This window comes from Caulobacter sp. HJHS_5 (assembly GCF_056683955.1).
In genome coordinates this window covers 204,353-220,757 of the sequence record NZ_JBWZNC010000002.1, presented here as the reverse complement: position 1 = coordinate 220,757, position 16,405 = coordinate 204,353, and the positions used below count along the sequence as shown (strand labels likewise).

Sequence of the window (16,405 nt, the reverse complement as noted above, 5' to 3'; positions counted from 1 at the left end):
GATCCAGTGCGCGACGTCGTCGAAGACATCGAAATCCAGCTGCTGCTGGAAGCGCTCTTCCAGCGCTACCACTACGACTTCCGCCACTACGCTCGGGCGTCGGTGAAGCGCAGGCTGATACAGGCGCGCCAGCAGCTCGGCTTCCCGACCGTGTCGGCCCTGCAGGAGGCGCTGCTGCACGACTCCGCGACCCTGCCCCGCCTGCTCAACTTCCTGACCGTGCAGGTCAGCGAGATGTTCCGCGATCCATCCTACTTCAAAGCCCTGCGCGAGAGCGTTCTGCCGCACCTGCGCACCTATCCGTCTCTCAAGGTCTGGATCGCCGGCTGCAGCAACGGCGAGGAGCTCTACTCCCTGTCGATCCTGTTCCGCGAGGAAGGGCTCGACCAGCGCACCCTGTTCTACGCCACCGACATCAATCCGGCCGCGCTGCGCGCCGCCGAGGCCGGCGTCTATCCGCTCGACCAGGTCCGCAAGTTCACCGAGAACCACCAGAAGTCCGGCGGCAAGACCTCGCTCTCGGACTACTATGTCGCCGACTATGGCCGGGCGGTGTTCGACAAGAGCCTGCGCGCCCGCACCGTCTTCTCCGACCACAGCCTCGTCACCGACGCGGTGTTCGCCGAGATGCACCTGATCTCGTGCCGCAACGTGCTGATCTATTTCGACCGGGCCTTGCAGGACCGCGCCATCGGCCTGTTCCGCGACAGCCTGGCCCGCCAGGGTTTCCTCGGGCTCGGCTCCAAGGAAAGCCTGCGTTTCACCAAGCACGCTGCGTCGTTCGCGCCCTTCGTTCCCACCGAGAAGATCTTCCAGAGGCGCGAGGCGGCATGACCGAGGTCCCCGCCCTCGATACCCCCGCCCTCAAGGCCGTCGCCATCGGCGCCTCGGCGGGGGCCGTCCAGGCCCTGCTGCATATCCTTCCGGCCCTGCCGGCTGCCTTTCCCCTGCCCGTGCTGATCGTCGTGCATGTGCCGCCCGATCGCGAGAACGCCCTCGTGCCCCTGTTCCAGGGCAAATGCCGCGTCGCCGTGAAGGAGGCCGAGGATAAGGAACGTCTCGCCCCGGCGGTGGTCTATTTCGCGCCATCGGACTATCACCTTCTGGTTGAGGCGGATGGCGCCCTGTCACTCTCTCTGGACGAGCCCGTGAACCTCTCGCGTCCTTCCATCGACGTGCTGCTGGAAAGCGCCGCCGACGCCTTCGGGGAGGGCCTCGTGGGCATCGTCCTGACCGGCGCCAACGACGACGGCGCGGCCGGCCTCAAGGCCGTCGGCGACGCCGGCGGCGTGGCCATCGTCGAGGACCCGGCCGGCGCCTTCGTCCCCACCATGCCCGACGCGGCCCTGCGCGCCTCGCCCACCGCCCGCGCCATGAGCCTCGACGGCGTTCGCGACTATCTCCTGAGCCTGGACGCCGCATGATCGACGCCCGGGCTCCCATTCATGTCCTGCTGGTCGACGACCTGGCGGAGAACCTTCTGGCCCTGGAGGCCCTGCTCAAGCGCGAGGGGCTCGTCTGCCTGAAGGCGCGCTCGGGCGAGGAGGCGCTGGAGCTGCTGCTGGTCCACGACGTGGCGCTGGCCCTGCTCGACGTGCAGATGCCGGGGATGGACGGTTTCCAGCTCGCGGAGTTCATGCGTGGCGCAGAACGCTCGCGGCACATCCCGATCATCTTCCTCACCGCCGGCGCGGCCAGCCTGCAACGCCGCTTTCGAGGCTATGAGGCCGGGGCCGTCGACTTCATCCAGAAGCCGATCGAGGCCGACATCCTGCGCAGCAAGGTCAATGTCTTCTTCGACCTCTACCAGCAGCGCCAGCAGATCACCGCCCAGCGCGACGCCCTGGAGGCCTACGCCAACGCCCTGCAGGTGGCCGACCGCAACAAGAACCAGTTCCTCGCCGTGCTCGGCCACGAACTGCGCAACCCGGTGATGGCGCTCGGCGGCGGACTGAAGCTGCTGGAGCGGCGCAGCGACCCGGACGCCGCCCGCCAGATTCGCGGCCAGATGGACCGTCAGGTCGCTCACCTCGCCCGCCTGGTCGAGGACCTGCTCGACATCTCGCGCATCGACCAGGGCAAGATTTCGCTGCGCCGGGAGCGGATCACCCTTCAGACGGTGCTGGAGCTCGCGATCGAGGCCAGTCGCCCGCAGATCGACGCCGGCCGCCACACCCTGACCACCGCCATCCTGGACGAGCCGGTCTGGCTGGACGCCGACCCGACGCGCCTCACCCAGGTGATCAGCAACCTGCTCAACAACGCCGCCAAATATACCCCGGCCGGCGGCCAGATCCGCCTCTCGGCCCACCTCGCGAACGACGCCGCCGAGATCGCCGTGGCCGACAACGGCGTCGGCGTGCCGCAGGACATGCAGGCCAAGATCTTCGAACTCTTCGCCCAGGCCCACAGCGACAGCCTCCGCGCCCAGGAAGGCCTCGGCATCGGCCTGGCCCTGGTCCGCCAACTCGTCGAACTCCACGGCGGCGGCATCGCGCTCAGCAGCCCAGGGCCGGACCTGGGGAGCGTGTTTACGGTGCGCCTGCCAGTGTTGGGCGGCGAGGAATAGGGCGGGTTCGGCGGAAAGCGGCCCTGACCAGGAGCCGCCTTCCGCGCGGTCGGCGAAAGGGCTCAGGTCAGAACAGGAAATCCGAACTCGTCAGGTTCGCGACCTGTTCGTCGAGGATGAGGATGGTCCCGTGCGTTCCCGCGGTGAGCAGGACGTTACCGCCGCTTTGCTGCATATGCAGCTCGGCGAAGGTGAGACCGTTGCCTCTCAGATCGAGCAGATCGACGTTGTCCTCGAAGTCCGTGATGGTGTCGGCGCCCCAATCGGGGCCGGCGAAGATGAACCAGTCACGACCTCCGGCCCCGCCGACAAGAGTGTCATTGCCGACCCCGCCGTCGAGGCGGTCGTTGCCGCCCTGGCCTTGGAGGTTGTCGGCGCCTTCACCGCCGAACAGGATGTCGGCGTCGCCACCGGCCTGCAGGCTGTCGTTGCCCTTCCCGCCGGTCAGGATGTTGGCCGAGTTGTTGCCGACCAGGGTGTCGTTGAAGTCCGATCCCAGCAGGTTCTCGATCGAACTGTAGGTGTCGCCCGCCGCCTCGCCGGTGTTCTTCGACGGGGCCGTCAGGTCGGCGCGGAGGCCGGCCGTGGCTCCGCTATAGACGGCCGTGTCCTTGCCCGCGCCGCCGTTCAGCACGTCGGCGCCGAGGCCGCCGGCCAGTTCGTCATCGCCGAGTCCGCCGATCAGGGTGTCATTGCCGCCCAGGCCGAAGATCTGGTCATGGCCGCCGAGGCCGTCGATGGTTTCACCAGCCGCCGTGCCATAAAGCGCGGTCGCGCCACGGTCGTCGCCCTCGGTCGCTCCGCCCGTCGGCGGGGTCTCGACCACATCGGTGATGGTCAGCACGTAGCTGTCCTGGGCGTCGGGCGCCCCGCCGACGCCGGCGTCGTCGACCTTCACCGTCACCGCGTAGGACGCCTTGGTCTCGAAGTCCGGCGAAGCGCCGATGTAGTAGAGCGCCTTGGCGCCGCCGGCCTCCGTGCGGATTTCGAACGCCGACGCGTCGGCGCCGGTCAGGCCGAGGGCATTGGTCCCCAAGGCGTCGTCGGACACCGCGATATCGGCCACCTTCACCCCGCCGGCGACGTTGCTGTTCTCCGCCAGGCTCGCGAGCGTATTCGACAGCGCCACCGCCGTCGGCGCCTCGTTGACGTCGGAGACGTGGATGATGAAGGTCCAGGTGTTGGTCGCCCCGAGGCCGTCCGTCACCTTGATCTGCACGTTGTGCGCCGTGGCCGCCTCGAAGTTGAGGCCGGTCCCGGTCGCCACCAGCTGATCGTCCTGGATCACGAAGCGGCCGTCGGCATCGTCGACCAGCTGGTAGGTGAAGTTGGTGTTCGACCCCGTGGTGGTGGTCGACAGCGCGCCGATCACCGTGCTCGCAGCGCTGTTCTCCGCAATGCTGTTGGCGGACAGGCCGATATTGAGCGAGGTGGCGGGAGGATCGGTCCGGATGATCAGCTGGTCGACCGTGGTGTTGCGGACGGTGATCACGCCGACGCCGCCGCCGCCGACGCTGCTGCTAAGGAGGAGAACGTCCGCGCCGTTCTGAAAGATACCCAGCTGCGCCATCGTCGCGCCGCTGCCGCGCAGATCGATTTCGTCGACGTTGGCCTCATAGTCGGTGATGACGTCGGCGCCCCATTGGGGGGCGTTGAAGATGAACCAGTCCTTGCCGCCGGCGCCGCCCACCAGCGTGTCATTGCCCGCGCCGCCTTCGAGCTTGTCGTTGCCGCCCTGGCCCTGCAGGTAGTCGTCGCCGTCGCCGCCGATCAGAGTGTCGGCGTCGCCGCCGCCCTGCAGGCCGTCGTTACCGGCCCCGCCGGTCAGGATGTTGGCCGAGTTGTTGCCGACCAGGGTGTCGTTGAAGTCCGATCCCAGCAGGTTCTCGATCGAGCTGTAGGTGTCGCCCGCCGCCTCGCCGGTGTTCTTCGACGGGGCCGTCAGGTCGGCGCGGAGGCCGGCCGAGGCCCCGCTGTAGACGGCCGTGTCTTTGCCTGCGCCGCCGTTCAGCACGTCGGCGCCCAGGCCGCCGGCCAGCTCGTCATCGCCGAGTCCGCCGATCAGGGTGTCATTGCCGCCCAGGCCGAAGATCTGGTCATGGCCGCCGAGGCCGTCGATGATCTCGCCGGCCGCCGCGCCGTAGAGCGCGTCGGCTCCCCGGTCGTCGCCTTCGGTCGCGACATGGGTCACCTGGAAGATCTGCGCCTTGATCCCGGAGGGGCTCGCATCACCGTCCTGAGCGCTCCAATCGGTCCAGCTGACCACAAACCCGCCCGAGGCCAGCGACGTAATCGTCGGCGCCCCTTGATCGCTGAAGGTTTGAGTGTTGACCAGGAACTCGCCGCCGATCTTGACGCCCTCGGCGCTGAAGACCTGCGCCTTGAGGCCAAAGCCGCTCTCGTCGCCGCCCTGGCCGCTGAGGTCCATCCAGCTGACCACGAATTCGCCCGAGGCCAGCGCGGTGACCGCCGGTTCAATTTGAAAACTCGCGGTCTGAGTGTTGACGAGGATTTCGCCGCCCACCTCCACGCCAGCCGCGTCGAAGATCTGCGCCTTGATCCCCGAAATGCTCGTGTCACCGCCTTGGCCGCTATAGTCGGTCCAGCTGACCACGAACCCGCCCGAAGGCAGCGAAGTGATTGTCGGTTGCTCTTGAAAGCCTCCGATCACTGTATTGACCAAGAATTCGCCACCGATCTTAACGCCCGATACATCGAAGATCTGAGCCCTAATCTCCGAGTCCCGGCCATCCGAGTCAGCCCAACTGACGACGAACCCGCCGGAATTCAATGAGGCGATCGTCGATGCATATTGGCTGTTTAGAGTTAATGTATTGACGAGAAATTCCCCGCCAATCTTTGCGCCCGTGCTTGTGAACATTTGCGCTTTAATGTCGTAGATATTCCCATCTCCGCCCTGGCGATTGTAGTCCGTCCAGCTGACGACAAACCCGCCTGAGGCCAGCGAGCTGATCGCCGGCTGCTCCTGAGCATCCGCGGTTTGGGTGTTGACCAGGAACTCGCCGCCGACCTTGGCGCCTGTGGCGGTGAAGATCTGCGCCTTGACCCCTTTGCTGCTGGCGTCATCGCCGTAGCCGCTATAGTCGGTCCAGCTGACTACAAATCCGCCCGACGCCAGCGAGGTGATCGTCGGCTCAGTTTGATAGTTCGACGTCTGGGTATTGACTAGAAATTCGTCGCCGAGCTTGACGCCCTCGGCGTCGAAGATTTGCGCCTTGATGCCAAAGGCGCTCATATCGCCGCCCTGGCCGCTGGGGTCGGCCCAACTGACCACGAATCCGCCCGAGGCCAGGGAGGTGATGGTCGGATACCCCTGATTAGCCCCGGTCTCCGTATTGACCAGAAACTCCGTTCCCACGCGGCTGATCAGCGTCGACATTCCTGCACCCCTAATGGCGCGCTCACCCCAGGCGGGCGCGTATTCGTTTCTCATGACCGAAAGTCTGTCATCGCGTCGCTCGGCCCGAGCCGAGGCGCGCGAACAGCCCCAACCTTCACGTTAAGAGGTAGTTGACTAACGCGGAAGCCGACAAGAGCGATCTCGTCACAGGCGTAAAATCTGGCGAGGTCGGCGCCGCGTCATTCTTCATCGGCTCGCCGCCAACAGCGTGAATTGCTCTACGGGCCGGAACGCACAGCGTTCCAGCCCGGCCTTCGACCTGCTTGAGACGCAGTCGCTAGATCAGGATGTAGTCGGCCAGGTTGTAGGCGCCCTTCAAGCTGGCGAGCTCGACGTAGCCGTTTCCACCGCCATCGACGTCGATCGACAGCGTCGTGTAGCCGTTCTTCTGCGCCTGCTTCAGATATCCGCCGCTGAAGGCCTCGGAGACGGTCACGTCCAGCAGGGCCGAAAGATCGATGCTCTCGCCGGCCCGCAGGTCGTTGATCGTGGTCTTGGCGACCGCCTCGAACACATAGGTGTCGACGCCCGCGCCGCCGGTCACCTCGGCGGTCGAGCGGATGATGAATTCATCGTCGCCGTTGTCGCCCAGCAGCCTCACCCTCTGGTCGCTGTCGGCGATCAGGGTGTCGTTCCCGTCGCCGCCGGAGGCGTAGGCCAGGGCCGTCAGGGTGTCGGCGCCCTTGCCGCCCTGAATGCGCAGCAGGCCGGAAATGGTGTCGTCGCCCGAGCCCCCGACCACCTCGAACACCAGCTCGCCCAGCGTGTCGGCGCCGGCGCCGCCGCCGCTCACTTGGCCGTCGGCGATCGTCAGGCTGGTGGTCGCGGCGGCATAGGTCACCCGGGCGGCCGACTCGAAGATATCGGCGTCGCCGTCGAGGCTGGCCTTGATCACCGCACCCTCGGCGACGATCCGATCCCGGCCCGCGCCATCGATGATGATCGTGCCCGGCGTCGGGCTGTTGTTGGCCCAGGGCACGCCGTCGCCGGCCGTGGCGAGAAACACCTCGTCGTCGCCGCGGCCCATGTCGATGGTGCCGCCGCCGTCGCCGCCCATGTAGCTGTCATTGCCGTCTCCGGCGCGAAGCACCCGCCCCGCGAACGGGCCGCCCATGAACCTGTCGTCGCCGCTCAGCCCCAGCACCGGGGCCGGCGACAGATATTCCACCAGCAGCTGCCGGGCGGTGTCTTCCGGAATTCTCGGAGTCGACGAGGCGTCGAGCCAGACCGAGTCCTCTTCCTTGTTCATATAGTCCCGCAGCGTCGTGAAGACCGCCGGGTCATAGTCGAAGATCAGCAGCCGTCCGCCCAGCGAGGCGGCCAGGGCCTGGGCCTCCGCGTAGGTCAGGTCGCGTTCGGCGTCGATCCAAGCAATTGGGTTCACCATCCGTCCGCTCCAGGGAATGACTTTGGATGGCCGAACCCTAGGGGCCGAGCGAGCGAAGTCAATTCACCGATCAGTGTGCAACGAACGATGATCGGCGGATTGGCCGATGGCGGCGCGGGCATCGCCCGCCGCATACGATCGGCGACTGAAGTCTTGGAATTTGGTGCGGGCGGTCGGGGTCGAACCGACACTCCTTTCGGAACCGGATTTTGAGTCCGGCGCGTCTACCAGTTTCACCACGCCCGCACAGGCTGTGACCGCCGATGCTCCTAGCGCGCGCCGCGAAGGGTTTCAATTCGCAGTACGTTCGACCGCCGTGCTATGGCCCGCGGATGGACGAGGGTGCAGCTTTGAGGTCGGCGGGGCGAACGCGCCATCCTCTCACCCATCCCAGCTATCTCGGCTTCTTCGTGGCCCGCGTCTGCACGACCCTGGCCCAGACCGGCATGATCATCGTCATCGGCTGGCAGGTCTACGATCTGGCCCGCGCCACCATGGCGCCGAAGGAAGCCGCCCTGCAGCTCGGCCTCGTCGGGCTCGTGCAGTTCCTGCCCCTGTTCCTGCTCGTGCCGGTGACGGGCTGGACGGCCGACCGCATCGACCGCCGTTTCATCTCCCGGGCCTGCGTCGCCCTCAGCCTCGCCTGTTGCGCGGTGCTGGGCGGCCTCACCTACGCCCACGCCCTGTCCCTGCCGGCGCTGTTCGCCGTCTCGGCCGTGCTCGGCGTCGCCCGCGCCTTCTACCAGCCGGCCCAGAACGCCCTCGCGCCGAACCTCGTACCCGCCGAGATTCTGCCCCAAGCCATCGCCGCCAGCGCTATCGCCGGGCGGATCGGCACGATCCTCGGTCCGGCCCTGGGCGGTTACCTCTACGCCGTCTCGCCTCACGCCCCCTACGCCGCCAGCGGCCTGCTCTATGGCCTGGCCCTGGCCTTCATGCTGCTGATCGGGCCGCTGAAGCGCTCGGCCATGTCCAGGCGCGGCGCCCTTCGCCAGATGGCCGAGGGCTTTCATTACGTGATCGCCAACCGCCTGGTGCTGGGCGCGATCTCGCTCGACCTCTTCGCCGTCCTGCTCGGCGGCGCCACCGCCATGCTGCCGATCTACGCGCGGGACATCCTGCATGTCGGCCCCGCCGGCCTCGGCCACCTGCGCGCCGCCCCGGCCGTCGGCGCCCTGGCCAGCGCCGCCTGGTTCGCCTGGCGGCCGCTGAAGACCAACGTCGGGACCAAGATGCTGATCTCGGTGGCGATCTTCGGCGTCGCCACCGCCGTCTTCGGCCTGTCGCGCTGGATGCCGCTGTCGCTCGCCGTGCTGGCCGTGCTCGGCGCGGCCGACATGGTCTCGGTCTACATCCGCCAGACCCTGGTGCAGATCTACACGCCGGACGAGATGCGCGGCCGCGTCGGCGCGGTTTCCTCGCTGTTCGTCTCGGCGTCGAACGAACTCGGCGAGGCCGAGTCGGGCTTCCTGGCGGCGGCCATCGGGCCGGTCGCCGCCGTGGTCGCCGGCGGCGTCGGGGCGGTTGTCGTCACCGGTCTCTGGGCTCGACTGTTCCCCGCCTTGCGACTGGCTCGCAGCTTCGACCAGCCGACCGACGACCCGGAAGGCGGCCATCGCCCGCCCGCGCCGCTCTGAGCTTCGGATGGCCTCAAAAAAGTCGACCGACTCTCACTCTGTGACTTGTGTGGCTCGCGTTTGGCGGCATTGTGCGGCCCAAAGCCCTTGGGGGGAAACATGAAGAAAGTAGCCGGCGCTGTCTTGGCCGGGATGGTCCTGGTCGGGATCGCCTCTCCGCTCCTGGCGCAGGAGAATGCCCACGAAGCCGCCACCGCCGCGCAAGGCGCGGCCGCGCCGCCGCAGGCGCGCGGCGTCCGCGTCCCCAGCGGCTATGCGGCCTTCCCGGTCGATCCGGCCAAGGTGGCGCGCGGCAAGACGCTGTTCGCCGCCAGCTGCGCCAGCTGCCACGCCATCGACCTACGCGGCAGCGACGAGGGCCCGAACCTTCGCCGCTCCACCTACCAGCTGAACGATCTCGGCAACGGCAAGATGGTCGGCGTCGTGGTCCGCGAGTTGCTCGGCCACAAGGGTCAGTTCCTCAATCTGAGCGACGCCGACGCCGCCGACATCACCCACTACCTGAAGAGCTTCCCGCCCATGAGTCAGGGCGGCGCCGAGATCGGTGTTCCCGCGAAGTTCGAACTGGGCGACGCCGCGCGCGGCCGCGCCTACTTCGCCGCCAACTGCGCCAGCTGCCACGCGGTCGCCGCCGGCGCGGCCAGCCCCTCGACCAACCTGGCGGGCATCGCCACGCGGGTCACCGATCCCAAGACCCTGCAGCAGACTTGGCTGTCGCCGCGCACCACCAAGGTCACCACCGCGGTCGTCACCCTGAAGGACGGCTCGAAGGTCGAAGGCCCGGTGGGTACGCCCAGTGAGTTCACCATCACCCTGACCGCCAACGGCGCCCAGCGGGTGATCAAGCGCAGCGACGCCGCCAGTATCGAGATGAATTACCCGCTGATCGGTCACTCGAAGCTGCTGAGCACCATCACCGACACCAACATCCACGACGTGACCGGCTATCTGGCGACCCTGAAATGAGCAAGATCATCAAACTCGCCGCCACCGCGATCGCCCTCGCCCTGCCGGCCCTCGCCGTCGCCCAGCCGCCGGCCGCCCCCGCCATGACCGCCGAGCAGGCGGCCGCCCAGGCCGCCGCCAACCAGATGGGTCTCGGCATGCCCTCGGGCATCGGCGGCGCCGCCGCCCTGCCCGGCCCGCCGACCGTTCGCGGCGCCACCATCGGCCTCACCCATCAGCGTCTGCTGACGCCGGACGCCGGCGCCTGGCCGACCTATTCCGGCGACTACACCGGCCGCCGCTACAGCCCGCTGGACCAGATCACCCCGGCCAACATCGACCGGCTGCAGACGGCCTGGACGATCAACCTGCCGGTCGGCGCCCACCCCAACACCATCATCGGCGGCGATCCGCGCGGCGTCGCCGCCCCGCCGACCATGGGCGCCCGCATCGGCGGCTCGCCTCTGATGATCGACGGCATCCTCTATGTCTCGGCGGTCAACAACGCCTGGGCGCTGGACTCCCGCACCGGCAAGGTGCTGTGGCACTTCCACTGGAAGACCCGCGGCGGCACCCAGATCGGCAACCGCGGCATGGCGATGTGGGGCGACAACCTCTACTTCGAGACGCCCGACAACTACCTCGTCTCGCTCAACGCCAAGACCGGCCGCGAGCGCTGGCACGTCGAAATCGCGCCGCTGGAGGAGACCTTCTTCTCCACCCCTGCCCCGGTGGTCATCAAGAACCACGTCATCGTCGGCACCGGCAACGACGGCGAGCAGGCCGGCCGCCTGCAATCGTTCGACCCCGTCACCGGCGAGCGGCAGTGGATCTTCTACACCGTGCCGATGAACGAGGGCGATCCGGGCCTGGATAGCTGGAAGAACCTGGACTACGCCCGCCACGGCGGCGGCCAGCCCTGGGTGCCGGGCGCCTACGACCCGCAGACCAACCTCTACATCTTCGGCACCAGCGAGCCGAAGCCGGGCTACTTCGCCGCCCCGCGCGGCGACGGCGACGCCCTCTACACGGCCGCCCAGATCGCCATCGACGTCGACACCGGCAAGATGAAGTGGGCCTACCAGACCTCGCCGAACGAGACCCACGACTGGGACAGCGCCCAGACGCCGGTGCTCACCGACATCACCTTCAAGGGCAAGCCCCGCAAGGTGATGATCACGGCGTCGCGTAACGGCTACTTCTTCGTCATCGACCGGGTGACGGGCGAACACCTCCTGACCTCGAAGTTCGCCCTGAACTCCAACTGGGCCTCGGGGATCAACGCCAAGGGCCAGCCGGTCCGCATCCCGGCCAAGGACAACCTGCCCAACGGCGCCCTGGTGTCGACCCCGAATCCGGGCGCGACCAACTGGCCGCCGCCGGCCTACAGCCCGAAAACCGGCCTCTTCTACATGCCGGTCAACGAGGCCTACGCCATGTACTACACCACCGAGGCGGACCCGCGCGGCAGCATGGGCCTCGGCGGCAAGACCGAGTCCCCCGTCGCGGGCGGCGGGACCTACCTCAAGGCGATGGACCCCAAGACCGGCAAGATCGCCTGGACGATGCAGTATCCGGGCGTCAACCCGGCGGGCGGCGGTCCCGGCGGCGCCGGCGGCCTGCTGGTCACCGCCAGCAACCTGCTGTTCAATTTCGGCCTCGCGGCCGACGGCCTGGTGGCGCGCGACGCCGCCACCGGCAAGCCCCTGTGGAACAGCACGGCGGCGGCCGGCGGCAACAACGCCCCGTCCAGCTACATGGTCGACGGCAAGCAGTACATCCTGGCCGCCGCGCCGGGCGGATTGATCGCCCTCAGCCTCGACGGCAAGTAAGATCGACGGCGCCAGGCTCCGGCCTGGCGCCGTTTCCCATGCTCAGACCGCGTCCGGATAGACCGGCTTGATATCGACCGGGATGTCCTTCAGCGTTTCGTTCACCGCCTTGGCCTGGTCGTCCAGGTGGGCGTACTGGTCGAAGAAGGCCACCATGCCGGCGTAATCGCCAGTGGCCTGACGCCGGACGATCTCGTTCACCAGATCGCGGATGCCCGCCGCCATCTTGGCGTCGTCGACGCGGTAGCGCTTGGCCGCTTCGTCCCAGGCGAAGGCGCCCTTGGCCTTCAGATAGCCGTACTGCAGGGCCGCCCCGCGCCCGTGCGCCTCGGCGTCGCCGAACCGGGCGGCGCGGAAGATGCCGGCGAAGTAGGTGGCGTAGAGCTGCGAGGCTTCGGCCGTCGGCAGCTCGCCCTTCTGCATCATGAAGGCGATGTTGTAGACGCCCATCACGTCGGCCTTGGCCTCCTCGGCGGTGCCGCCAATCTCCTTCAGGGCCACGACCTTGTCGGTGGTCTTGCCGTCGACCACGATCGTGCCCGGCCCCAGGCTGTGCGACAGTTCGTGGAACAGGGTCTCCAGCGTCATGTACTTCTTGTTCACCAGGGCGGCCTGGTCGGCGACCAGCACCTTGTCGGCGATGGGCTTGAGGATACCGTCGTACTTGGCGCCCAGCACGTTCGACAGGATCACCTTCTTGGCGCCCTTGGCTTCCCGCACCCGCTCGTCGTTGGGCAGGTTGAAGGCGATGGTCTGCGGGCCGTGCATGTTGTCGCCGCCGCCGCGGATCTGCTCGGCCACGGCGATGGGGCTGTCGCCGCCGCGCTTGAAGTTCTTGTACTTGTCGTCGACCGGGAGGTTGGTCTCCATGGCCGTCAGGTAGCTCTTGTACTTGTCGAGCGCGCCGCTCTCGGCCGGGTCCTTCAGGGTGACGAAGGCCTCGAAGGCCGTCTTCTGGCCCAGCATCTCGTCGGTGTAGGTCTCATACGGCCCGATGGCGACCTCGATGGGCGTGCCGCTGAGGTCCATCCACGCCATTTCGGACTGATAGTAGTCGTTCGAGCGGAACGAGGCCGCCCGGAGGGTCAGGAACTTTTTCAGGCTCGGATTGGTCGTGATCCCGGCCGCCTGCTCCAGCAGGGCGGCGGCCTTGTCGAGCTCGGGCTTGTATTCCACCGAGTAGGGTGTGGCGACCAGCTTGTCGCCCTCGCGCTTGACCACCGTATAGCCGCTCATCAGCGCGGCCTTCTCCGCCGGATGGGCCGCCACATAGGCTTCGAACTCGGCCTTGGTCATGCCCGGCGGATAGAAGCCGTGGCCCGGGCCGTCGGGCCCGCCCTGGGCGACCCTCTGCTTGTCGTAGATGGCGCTCATCTGATCGGCGGCCTGGATCAGCAGGTTCACCACCTGCTTTTCCTCGGCCGAGAGGAAGCCGGTGTTCACCTGCATCCGGATCGTCGCATAGCCCTCCGCGTCCTTGCTTGCGGCGGCCTCCGGCGGGGCCGCGGGCGTCTTCGGCCCGCAGGCGGCGGCGCCCATGGTAAGGGCGAGGATCGAGGCGAAGATCAGCGGGTGACGCATGGATTTTCCCACATTGCGCAAAAACAGAGGCGGAGTTTTGCGCCCGGCATCGGGCGCTGGCAAGGCCGCGCCCTTGGAAGCGGTCAGCGGCCGGAAAGCTGAGCCGCGGCGCCCTCGAGCCGTTGCAGTAGACGCTTCAACGCCCTCACCTCACCCGGCTCAAGGCCGGAAAGCAGCGCCGCCTCGTAGGCCAGGGCCAGGGGCGCGATATCGGCATAGAGGCGTGCGCCCTCCGTGGTCAGGGCGAGGCTGTGCGAACGGGCGTCGGCGGGATTGGGCGTGCGGGCGGCTAGGCGGCGGGTGACCAGCCCCTGGGCGGCGCGGCTCACCGTCACCTTGTCCATCGCCGTGCGGGCCAGCAGCGAGGCCTGGGTCGCCGGCCCCTCGGCCAGCACGCTGACCAGTCGCCATTGCGGAATGGTCAGGCCGAAGCGGTCCTCATAGGCGCGGGCGATCAGCTTGCTGACCGCGTTCGACGCCACCGAGAGGCGGAACGGCAGATACTCGTCGAGCGCGAGCAGGTCGTCGCCCTTCTTGGCCGTCAGATTCGCGTGCGGTTTGGCGTTCACGACGTCGCCACCAGCCTTCCTCCCATTCAGCGATCCGCCATTCGTTGTTCGATGGCGCCGAACAAGGAGTGCCGCCGCCCGTCGCGCATCTCAATGCGCACTGTGTCGCCGGGACGCAGGAAGGGCGTCTTCGCCTCGCCGCCGAGCAGCGTCTCCACCGTGCGCTGCTCAGCAATGCAGCAGTAGCCGGCCCCACCTTCGGAGACGGGCTTGCCCGGACCGCCGTCGGGGCCGCGGTTCGACACCGTGCCCGAGCCGACGATCGTGCCCGCGCTCAGCGGCCGGGTGGCGGCGGCGTGGGCGATCAGGGCGCCGAAGTCGAACGTCATGTCGACGCCCGCGTCGGGCTGGCCGAACGGCTGGTCGTTCAGCGTCACCTCGATCGGGCCGTGCAGCTTGCCGTCGCGCCACGCCTCGCCCAGGCTGTCCGGCGTCACGGCGACGGGCGAAAAGCTGCCCGGCGGCTTGCTCTGGAAGAAGCCGAAGCCCTTGGCCAGCTCGCCCGGGATCAGACCGCGCAGGGAAACGTCGTTGGCCAGCATCACCAGCCGAACGGCGGCCAGGGCCTCCTCGCGGCTCGCGCCCTGAGCCACATCACCGACGATCACCGCCACCTCGGCCTCGAAGTCGCAGCCGGCCGCCTCGTCATGGGACGGAATGTCGTCGCGCGGCCCGAGGAAGGCGTCAGAGCCGCCCTGATACATCAGCGGATCGGTGCGGAAGCTTTCCGGCACCTCGGCCCCACGAGCCCGACGCACCAGTTCGATGTGGTTCACATAGGCGCTGCCGTCGGCCCACTGATAGGCCCGCGGCAGGGGGCTCGCCGCCTCATGCTCGTGGAAGCGCTGTTGCGGCACGGCCCCGTGCATCAGGCTGGTCGCGAGCGCCTCCAGCTGCGGGCCGTAGCGATCCCAGTCATCCAGCGCTTCCTGCAGCGTGCTGACGATAGGCCGCGTGTCGCAGCACCAGGCGAGGTCGTCGCTGACCACCACGAGGCGGCCGTCGCGGCCTCCCTTAAGCGAGGCAAGCTTCATGGCCACTCCTTATATGCGGGCCTTTGCGGCCCTTAGGGTTTCCTCACCAGGCGGCTCGCCCGGACGCCTTCGTCATAACGCGAAGGGCCTCCGAAGACGGTCACCTCGCACAGAATGTCCCCGCCGGCGTCGCCTGCCCACAGATAGTTTCGCTCCACCGTCACTTGTCGTCCCGCCGGCGAGAAGCCGTCGAAGCTGTCGCCCCACGGCGTCAGGGTGGAAAGATCGCGCCACGAGAGGGTCAGGGCCCGGGTCAGTTCGTCCTCGGCCATGGCGGCGAGGTCGGGATCGAGAATGGGGTCGCTCATCGCCCCAACCTAACGCCTCACTCGGCCTTCACCACCCCGCGACGGATCTGATCCAACTCGATGGACTCGAACAGGGCCTTGAAGTTGCCCTCGCCGAACCCCTCGTTGCCCTTGCGCTGGATCAATTCGAAGAAGATCGGCCCGATCATGTTCTCGGTGAAGATCTGCAGCAGCAGGCCCTGGCCTTCGGTCGGCGCCCCGTCGACCAGGATGTGGTCCGCCCGCAGCCGCTGCAGATTCTCGCCGTGCGCCTTCACCCGGTCGTCCAACAGCTCGTAATAGCTGTCCGGCGTCTCCTGAAACCGCACGCCCCGCGCCTTCATCGCCTCGACGGTGGCGTAGATGTCGCCCGTCCCCATCGCCAGGTGCTGGATGCCCTCGCCCTTATAGTCCTTGAGGAATTCCTCGATCTGGCTGTGCTCGTCCTGGCTCTCGTTCAGAGGGATGCGGATCATGCCGTCCGGGCTGGTCATCGCCTTGGAGAACAGGCCCGTGACCTTCCCCTCGATGTCGAAGTAGCGGATTTCGCGGAAGTTGAAGATGCGTTCGTAGAAGTCGGCCCACTTGGCCATGTTTCCGCGGTGCACATTGTGGGTCAGGTGGTCGAGGTAGGTCAGGCCCACGCCATTCCTCGTCTCGGCCTCCAGCGCCCCTTCGATGGGCGTGAAGTCGACATCGTAGATCTCATGCGCGCCATAGCGGTCGACCAGGTAGAGGTTCGAGCCCCCGATGCCCTTGATGGCCGGGATGTTCAGCTCCATCGGCCCCACCGGCCCGGTCACCGCCTCGGCCCCGCGCTCGACCGCCAGCCTCAGGGCCTTGGCCGCGTCGCGTACGCGAAACGCCATCGCATTGGCGCTCGGCCCGTGCGCCGCGCGGAAGTCGGCGGCCTGGCCGGCCGGCTCCATGTTGAGGATCAGATTGATGTCGCCCTGGCGGAACCGCAGCACCTCCTTCGACCGGTGCCGCGATATGGCCGTGAAGCCCATCATCTCGAACAGCCCCTTCAGCCGCTCGGGTTCGGGCGACGTGAACTCCACGAACTCAAAGCCGTCCGTGCCGAGCGGATTGTCGAACAGATCGCGGGCTTCAGTGGTCATCGGACACTCCGTCTGCGGGCGA

13 protein-coding genes and 1 tRNA gene are annotated in these 16,405 nt (G+C 67.7%); 6 read left to right on the top strand and 8 right to left on the bottom strand.

What is annotated here, in order from left to right:
* Positions 1-6: 6 nt before the first annotated feature.
* From ACFLIT_RS04670 to ACFLIT_RS04660, 3 genes are read left to right on the top strand one after another with little or no spacing between them, the layout of a single operon-like run.
* Entirely contained in the window at positions 7-834 is an 828-nt protein-coding gene (locus tag ACFLIT_RS04670) for a CheR family methyltransferase (protein WP_479910033.1), read from the top strand.
* Positions 831-1,424 (top strand): chemotaxis protein CheB, encoded by a 594-nt coding sequence (locus ACFLIT_RS04665; RefSeq protein ID WP_479910032.1) that lies wholly within the window; start codon positions 831-833, stop codon positions 1,422-1,424. The genes ACFLIT_RS04670 and ACFLIT_RS04665 overlap by 4 nt, the downstream gene beginning before the upstream one ends.
* The gene (locus tag ACFLIT_RS04660) at positions 1,421-2,569 is read left to right on the top strand and encodes a hybrid sensor histidine kinase/response regulator (RefSeq protein ID WP_479910031.1); all 1,149 of its coding nucleotides are present in this window, start codon (positions 1,421-1,423) and stop codon (positions 2,567-2,569) included. Before ACFLIT_RS04665 ends, ACFLIT_RS04660 begins: the two co-directional genes overlap by 4 nt.
* 67 nt (positions 2,570-2,636) lie before the next feature.
* On the opposite strand, the gene ACFLIT_RS04655 is transcribed toward ACFLIT_RS04660, so the two are convergent.
* The 3 genes from ACFLIT_RS04655 to ACFLIT_RS04645 form a co-directional block, all read right to left on the bottom strand.
* Positions 2,637-5,969, bottom strand: coding sequence for a hypothetical protein (locus tag ACFLIT_RS04655; protein ID WP_479910030.1), 3,333 nt, complete (start codon positions 5,967-5,969; stop codon positions 2,637-2,639).
* A gap of 298 nt (positions 5,970-6,267) precedes the next feature.
* Positions 6,268-7,377, bottom strand: coding sequence for a calcium-binding protein (locus ACFLIT_RS04650; RefSeq protein ID WP_479910029.1), 1,110 nt, complete (start codon positions 7,375-7,377; stop codon positions 6,268-6,270).
* Positions 7,378-7,538: 161 nt separating this feature from the next.
* Positions 7,539-7,623, bottom strand: a tRNA-Leu gene (locus ACFLIT_RS04645).
* 104 nt (positions 7,624-7,727) lie between these two features.
* On the opposite strand from ACFLIT_RS04645, the gene ACFLIT_RS04640 reads away from it, so the two are divergent.
* From ACFLIT_RS04640 to ACFLIT_RS04630, 3 genes are all read left to right on the top strand, one after another.
* Positions 7,728-9,014 carry an MFS transporter gene (locus ACFLIT_RS04640; RefSeq protein WP_479910028.1) on the top strand — a complete coding sequence of 429 codons (1,287 nt, stop codon included), beginning with the start codon at positions 7,728-7,730 and terminating at the stop codon, positions 9,012-9,014.
* Between the two features lie 99 nt (positions 9,015-9,113).
* The gene (locus tag ACFLIT_RS04635; protein WP_479910027.1) at positions 9,114-9,980 is read left to right on the top strand and encodes a c-type cytochrome; all 867 of its coding nucleotides are present in this window, start codon (positions 9,114-9,116) and stop codon (positions 9,978-9,980) included.
* Positions 9,977-11,791, top strand: a complete 1,815-nt coding sequence (locus ACFLIT_RS04630) for an outer membrane protein assembly factor BamB family protein (RefSeq protein WP_479910026.1) — start codon at positions 9,977-9,979, stop codon at positions 11,789-11,791. Before ACFLIT_RS04635 ends, ACFLIT_RS04630 begins: the two co-directional genes overlap by 4 nt.
* A 42-nt stretch (positions 11,792-11,833) precedes the next feature.
* Here ACFLIT_RS04630 and ACFLIT_RS04625 read toward each other — a convergent pair whose 3' ends face one another.
* The 5 genes from ACFLIT_RS04625 to hppD all read right to left on the bottom strand — a co-directional run bounded on the left by ACFLIT_RS04625 (position 11,834) and on the right by hppD (position 16,383).
* Positions 11,834-13,372 (bottom strand): dipeptidyl-peptidase 3 family protein, encoded by a 1,539-nt coding sequence (locus ACFLIT_RS04625; RefSeq protein ID WP_479910025.1) that lies wholly within the window; start codon positions 13,370-13,372, stop codon positions 11,834-11,836.
* A gap of 83 nt (positions 13,373-13,455) precedes the next feature.
* Positions 13,456-13,917 carry a MarR family winged helix-turn-helix transcriptional regulator gene (locus ACFLIT_RS04620; RefSeq protein WP_479910357.1) on the bottom strand — a complete coding sequence of 154 codons (462 nt, stop codon included), beginning with the start codon at positions 13,915-13,917 and terminating at the stop codon, positions 13,456-13,458.
* A gap of 50 nt (positions 13,918-13,967) precedes the next feature.
* Positions 13,968-14,975: a fumarylacetoacetate hydrolase family protein gene (locus tag ACFLIT_RS04615; protein ID WP_479910024.1), complete on the bottom strand. Its 1,008-nt coding sequence runs from the start codon at positions 14,973-14,975 to the stop codon at positions 13,968-13,970.
* Between the two features lie 32 nt (positions 14,976-15,007).
* Positions 15,008-15,283 (bottom strand): hypothetical protein, encoded by a 276-nt coding sequence (locus ACFLIT_RS04610; protein ID WP_479910023.1) that lies wholly within the window; start codon positions 15,281-15,283, stop codon positions 15,008-15,010.
* A gap of 17 nt (positions 15,284-15,300) precedes the next feature.
* On the bottom strand, positions 15,301-16,383 hold the full coding sequence (hppD, locus tag ACFLIT_RS04605; RefSeq protein ID WP_479910022.1) for a 4-hydroxyphenylpyruvate dioxygenase: 1,083 nt from the start codon (positions 16,381-16,383) through the stop codon (positions 15,301-15,303).
* Positions 16,384-16,405: the final 22 nt, after the last annotated feature.

Excerpts from the sequence above, each read along its gene's own strand:
- ACFLIT_RS04665 (WP_479910032.1), top strand. The coding sequence starts at position 831 with ATGACCGAGGTCCCCGCCCTCGATACCCCCGCCCTCAAGGCCGTCGCC.
- ACFLIT_RS04660 (WP_479910031.1), top strand. The coding sequence starts at position 1,421 with ATGATCGACGCCCGGGCTCCCATTCATGTCCTGCTGGTCGACGACCTG.
- ACFLIT_RS04610 (WP_479910023.1), bottom strand. The coding sequence starts at position 15,283 with ATGAGCGACCCCATTCTCGATCCCGACCTCGCCGCCATGGCCGAGGAC.
- ACFLIT_RS04630 (WP_479910026.1), top strand. The coding sequence starts at position 9,977 with ATGAGCAAGATCATCAAACTCGCCGCCACCGCGATCGCCCTCGCCCTG.
- ACFLIT_RS04615 (WP_479910024.1), bottom strand. The coding sequence starts at position 14,975 with ATGAAGCTTGCCTCGCTTAAGGGAGGCCGCGACGGCCGCCTCGTGGTG.
- ACFLIT_RS04655 (WP_479910030.1), bottom strand. The coding sequence starts at position 5,969 with ATGTCGACGCTGATCAGCCGCGTGGGAACGGAGTTTCTGGTCAATACG.
- ACFLIT_RS04650 (WP_479910029.1), bottom strand. The coding sequence starts at position 7,377 with ATGGTGAACCCAATTGCTTGGATCGACGCCGAACGCGACCTGACCTAC.
- ACFLIT_RS04635 (WP_479910027.1), top strand. The coding sequence starts at position 9,114 with ATGAAGAAAGTAGCCGGCGCTGTCTTGGCCGGGATGGTCCTGGTCGGG.
- hppD (WP_479910022.1), bottom strand. The coding sequence starts at position 16,383 with ATGACCACTGAAGCCCGCGATCTGTTCGACAATCCGCTCGGCACGGAC.
- ACFLIT_RS04625 (WP_479910025.1), bottom strand. The coding sequence starts at position 13,372 with ATGCGTCACCCGCTGATCTTCGCCTCGATCCTCGCCCTTACCATGGGC.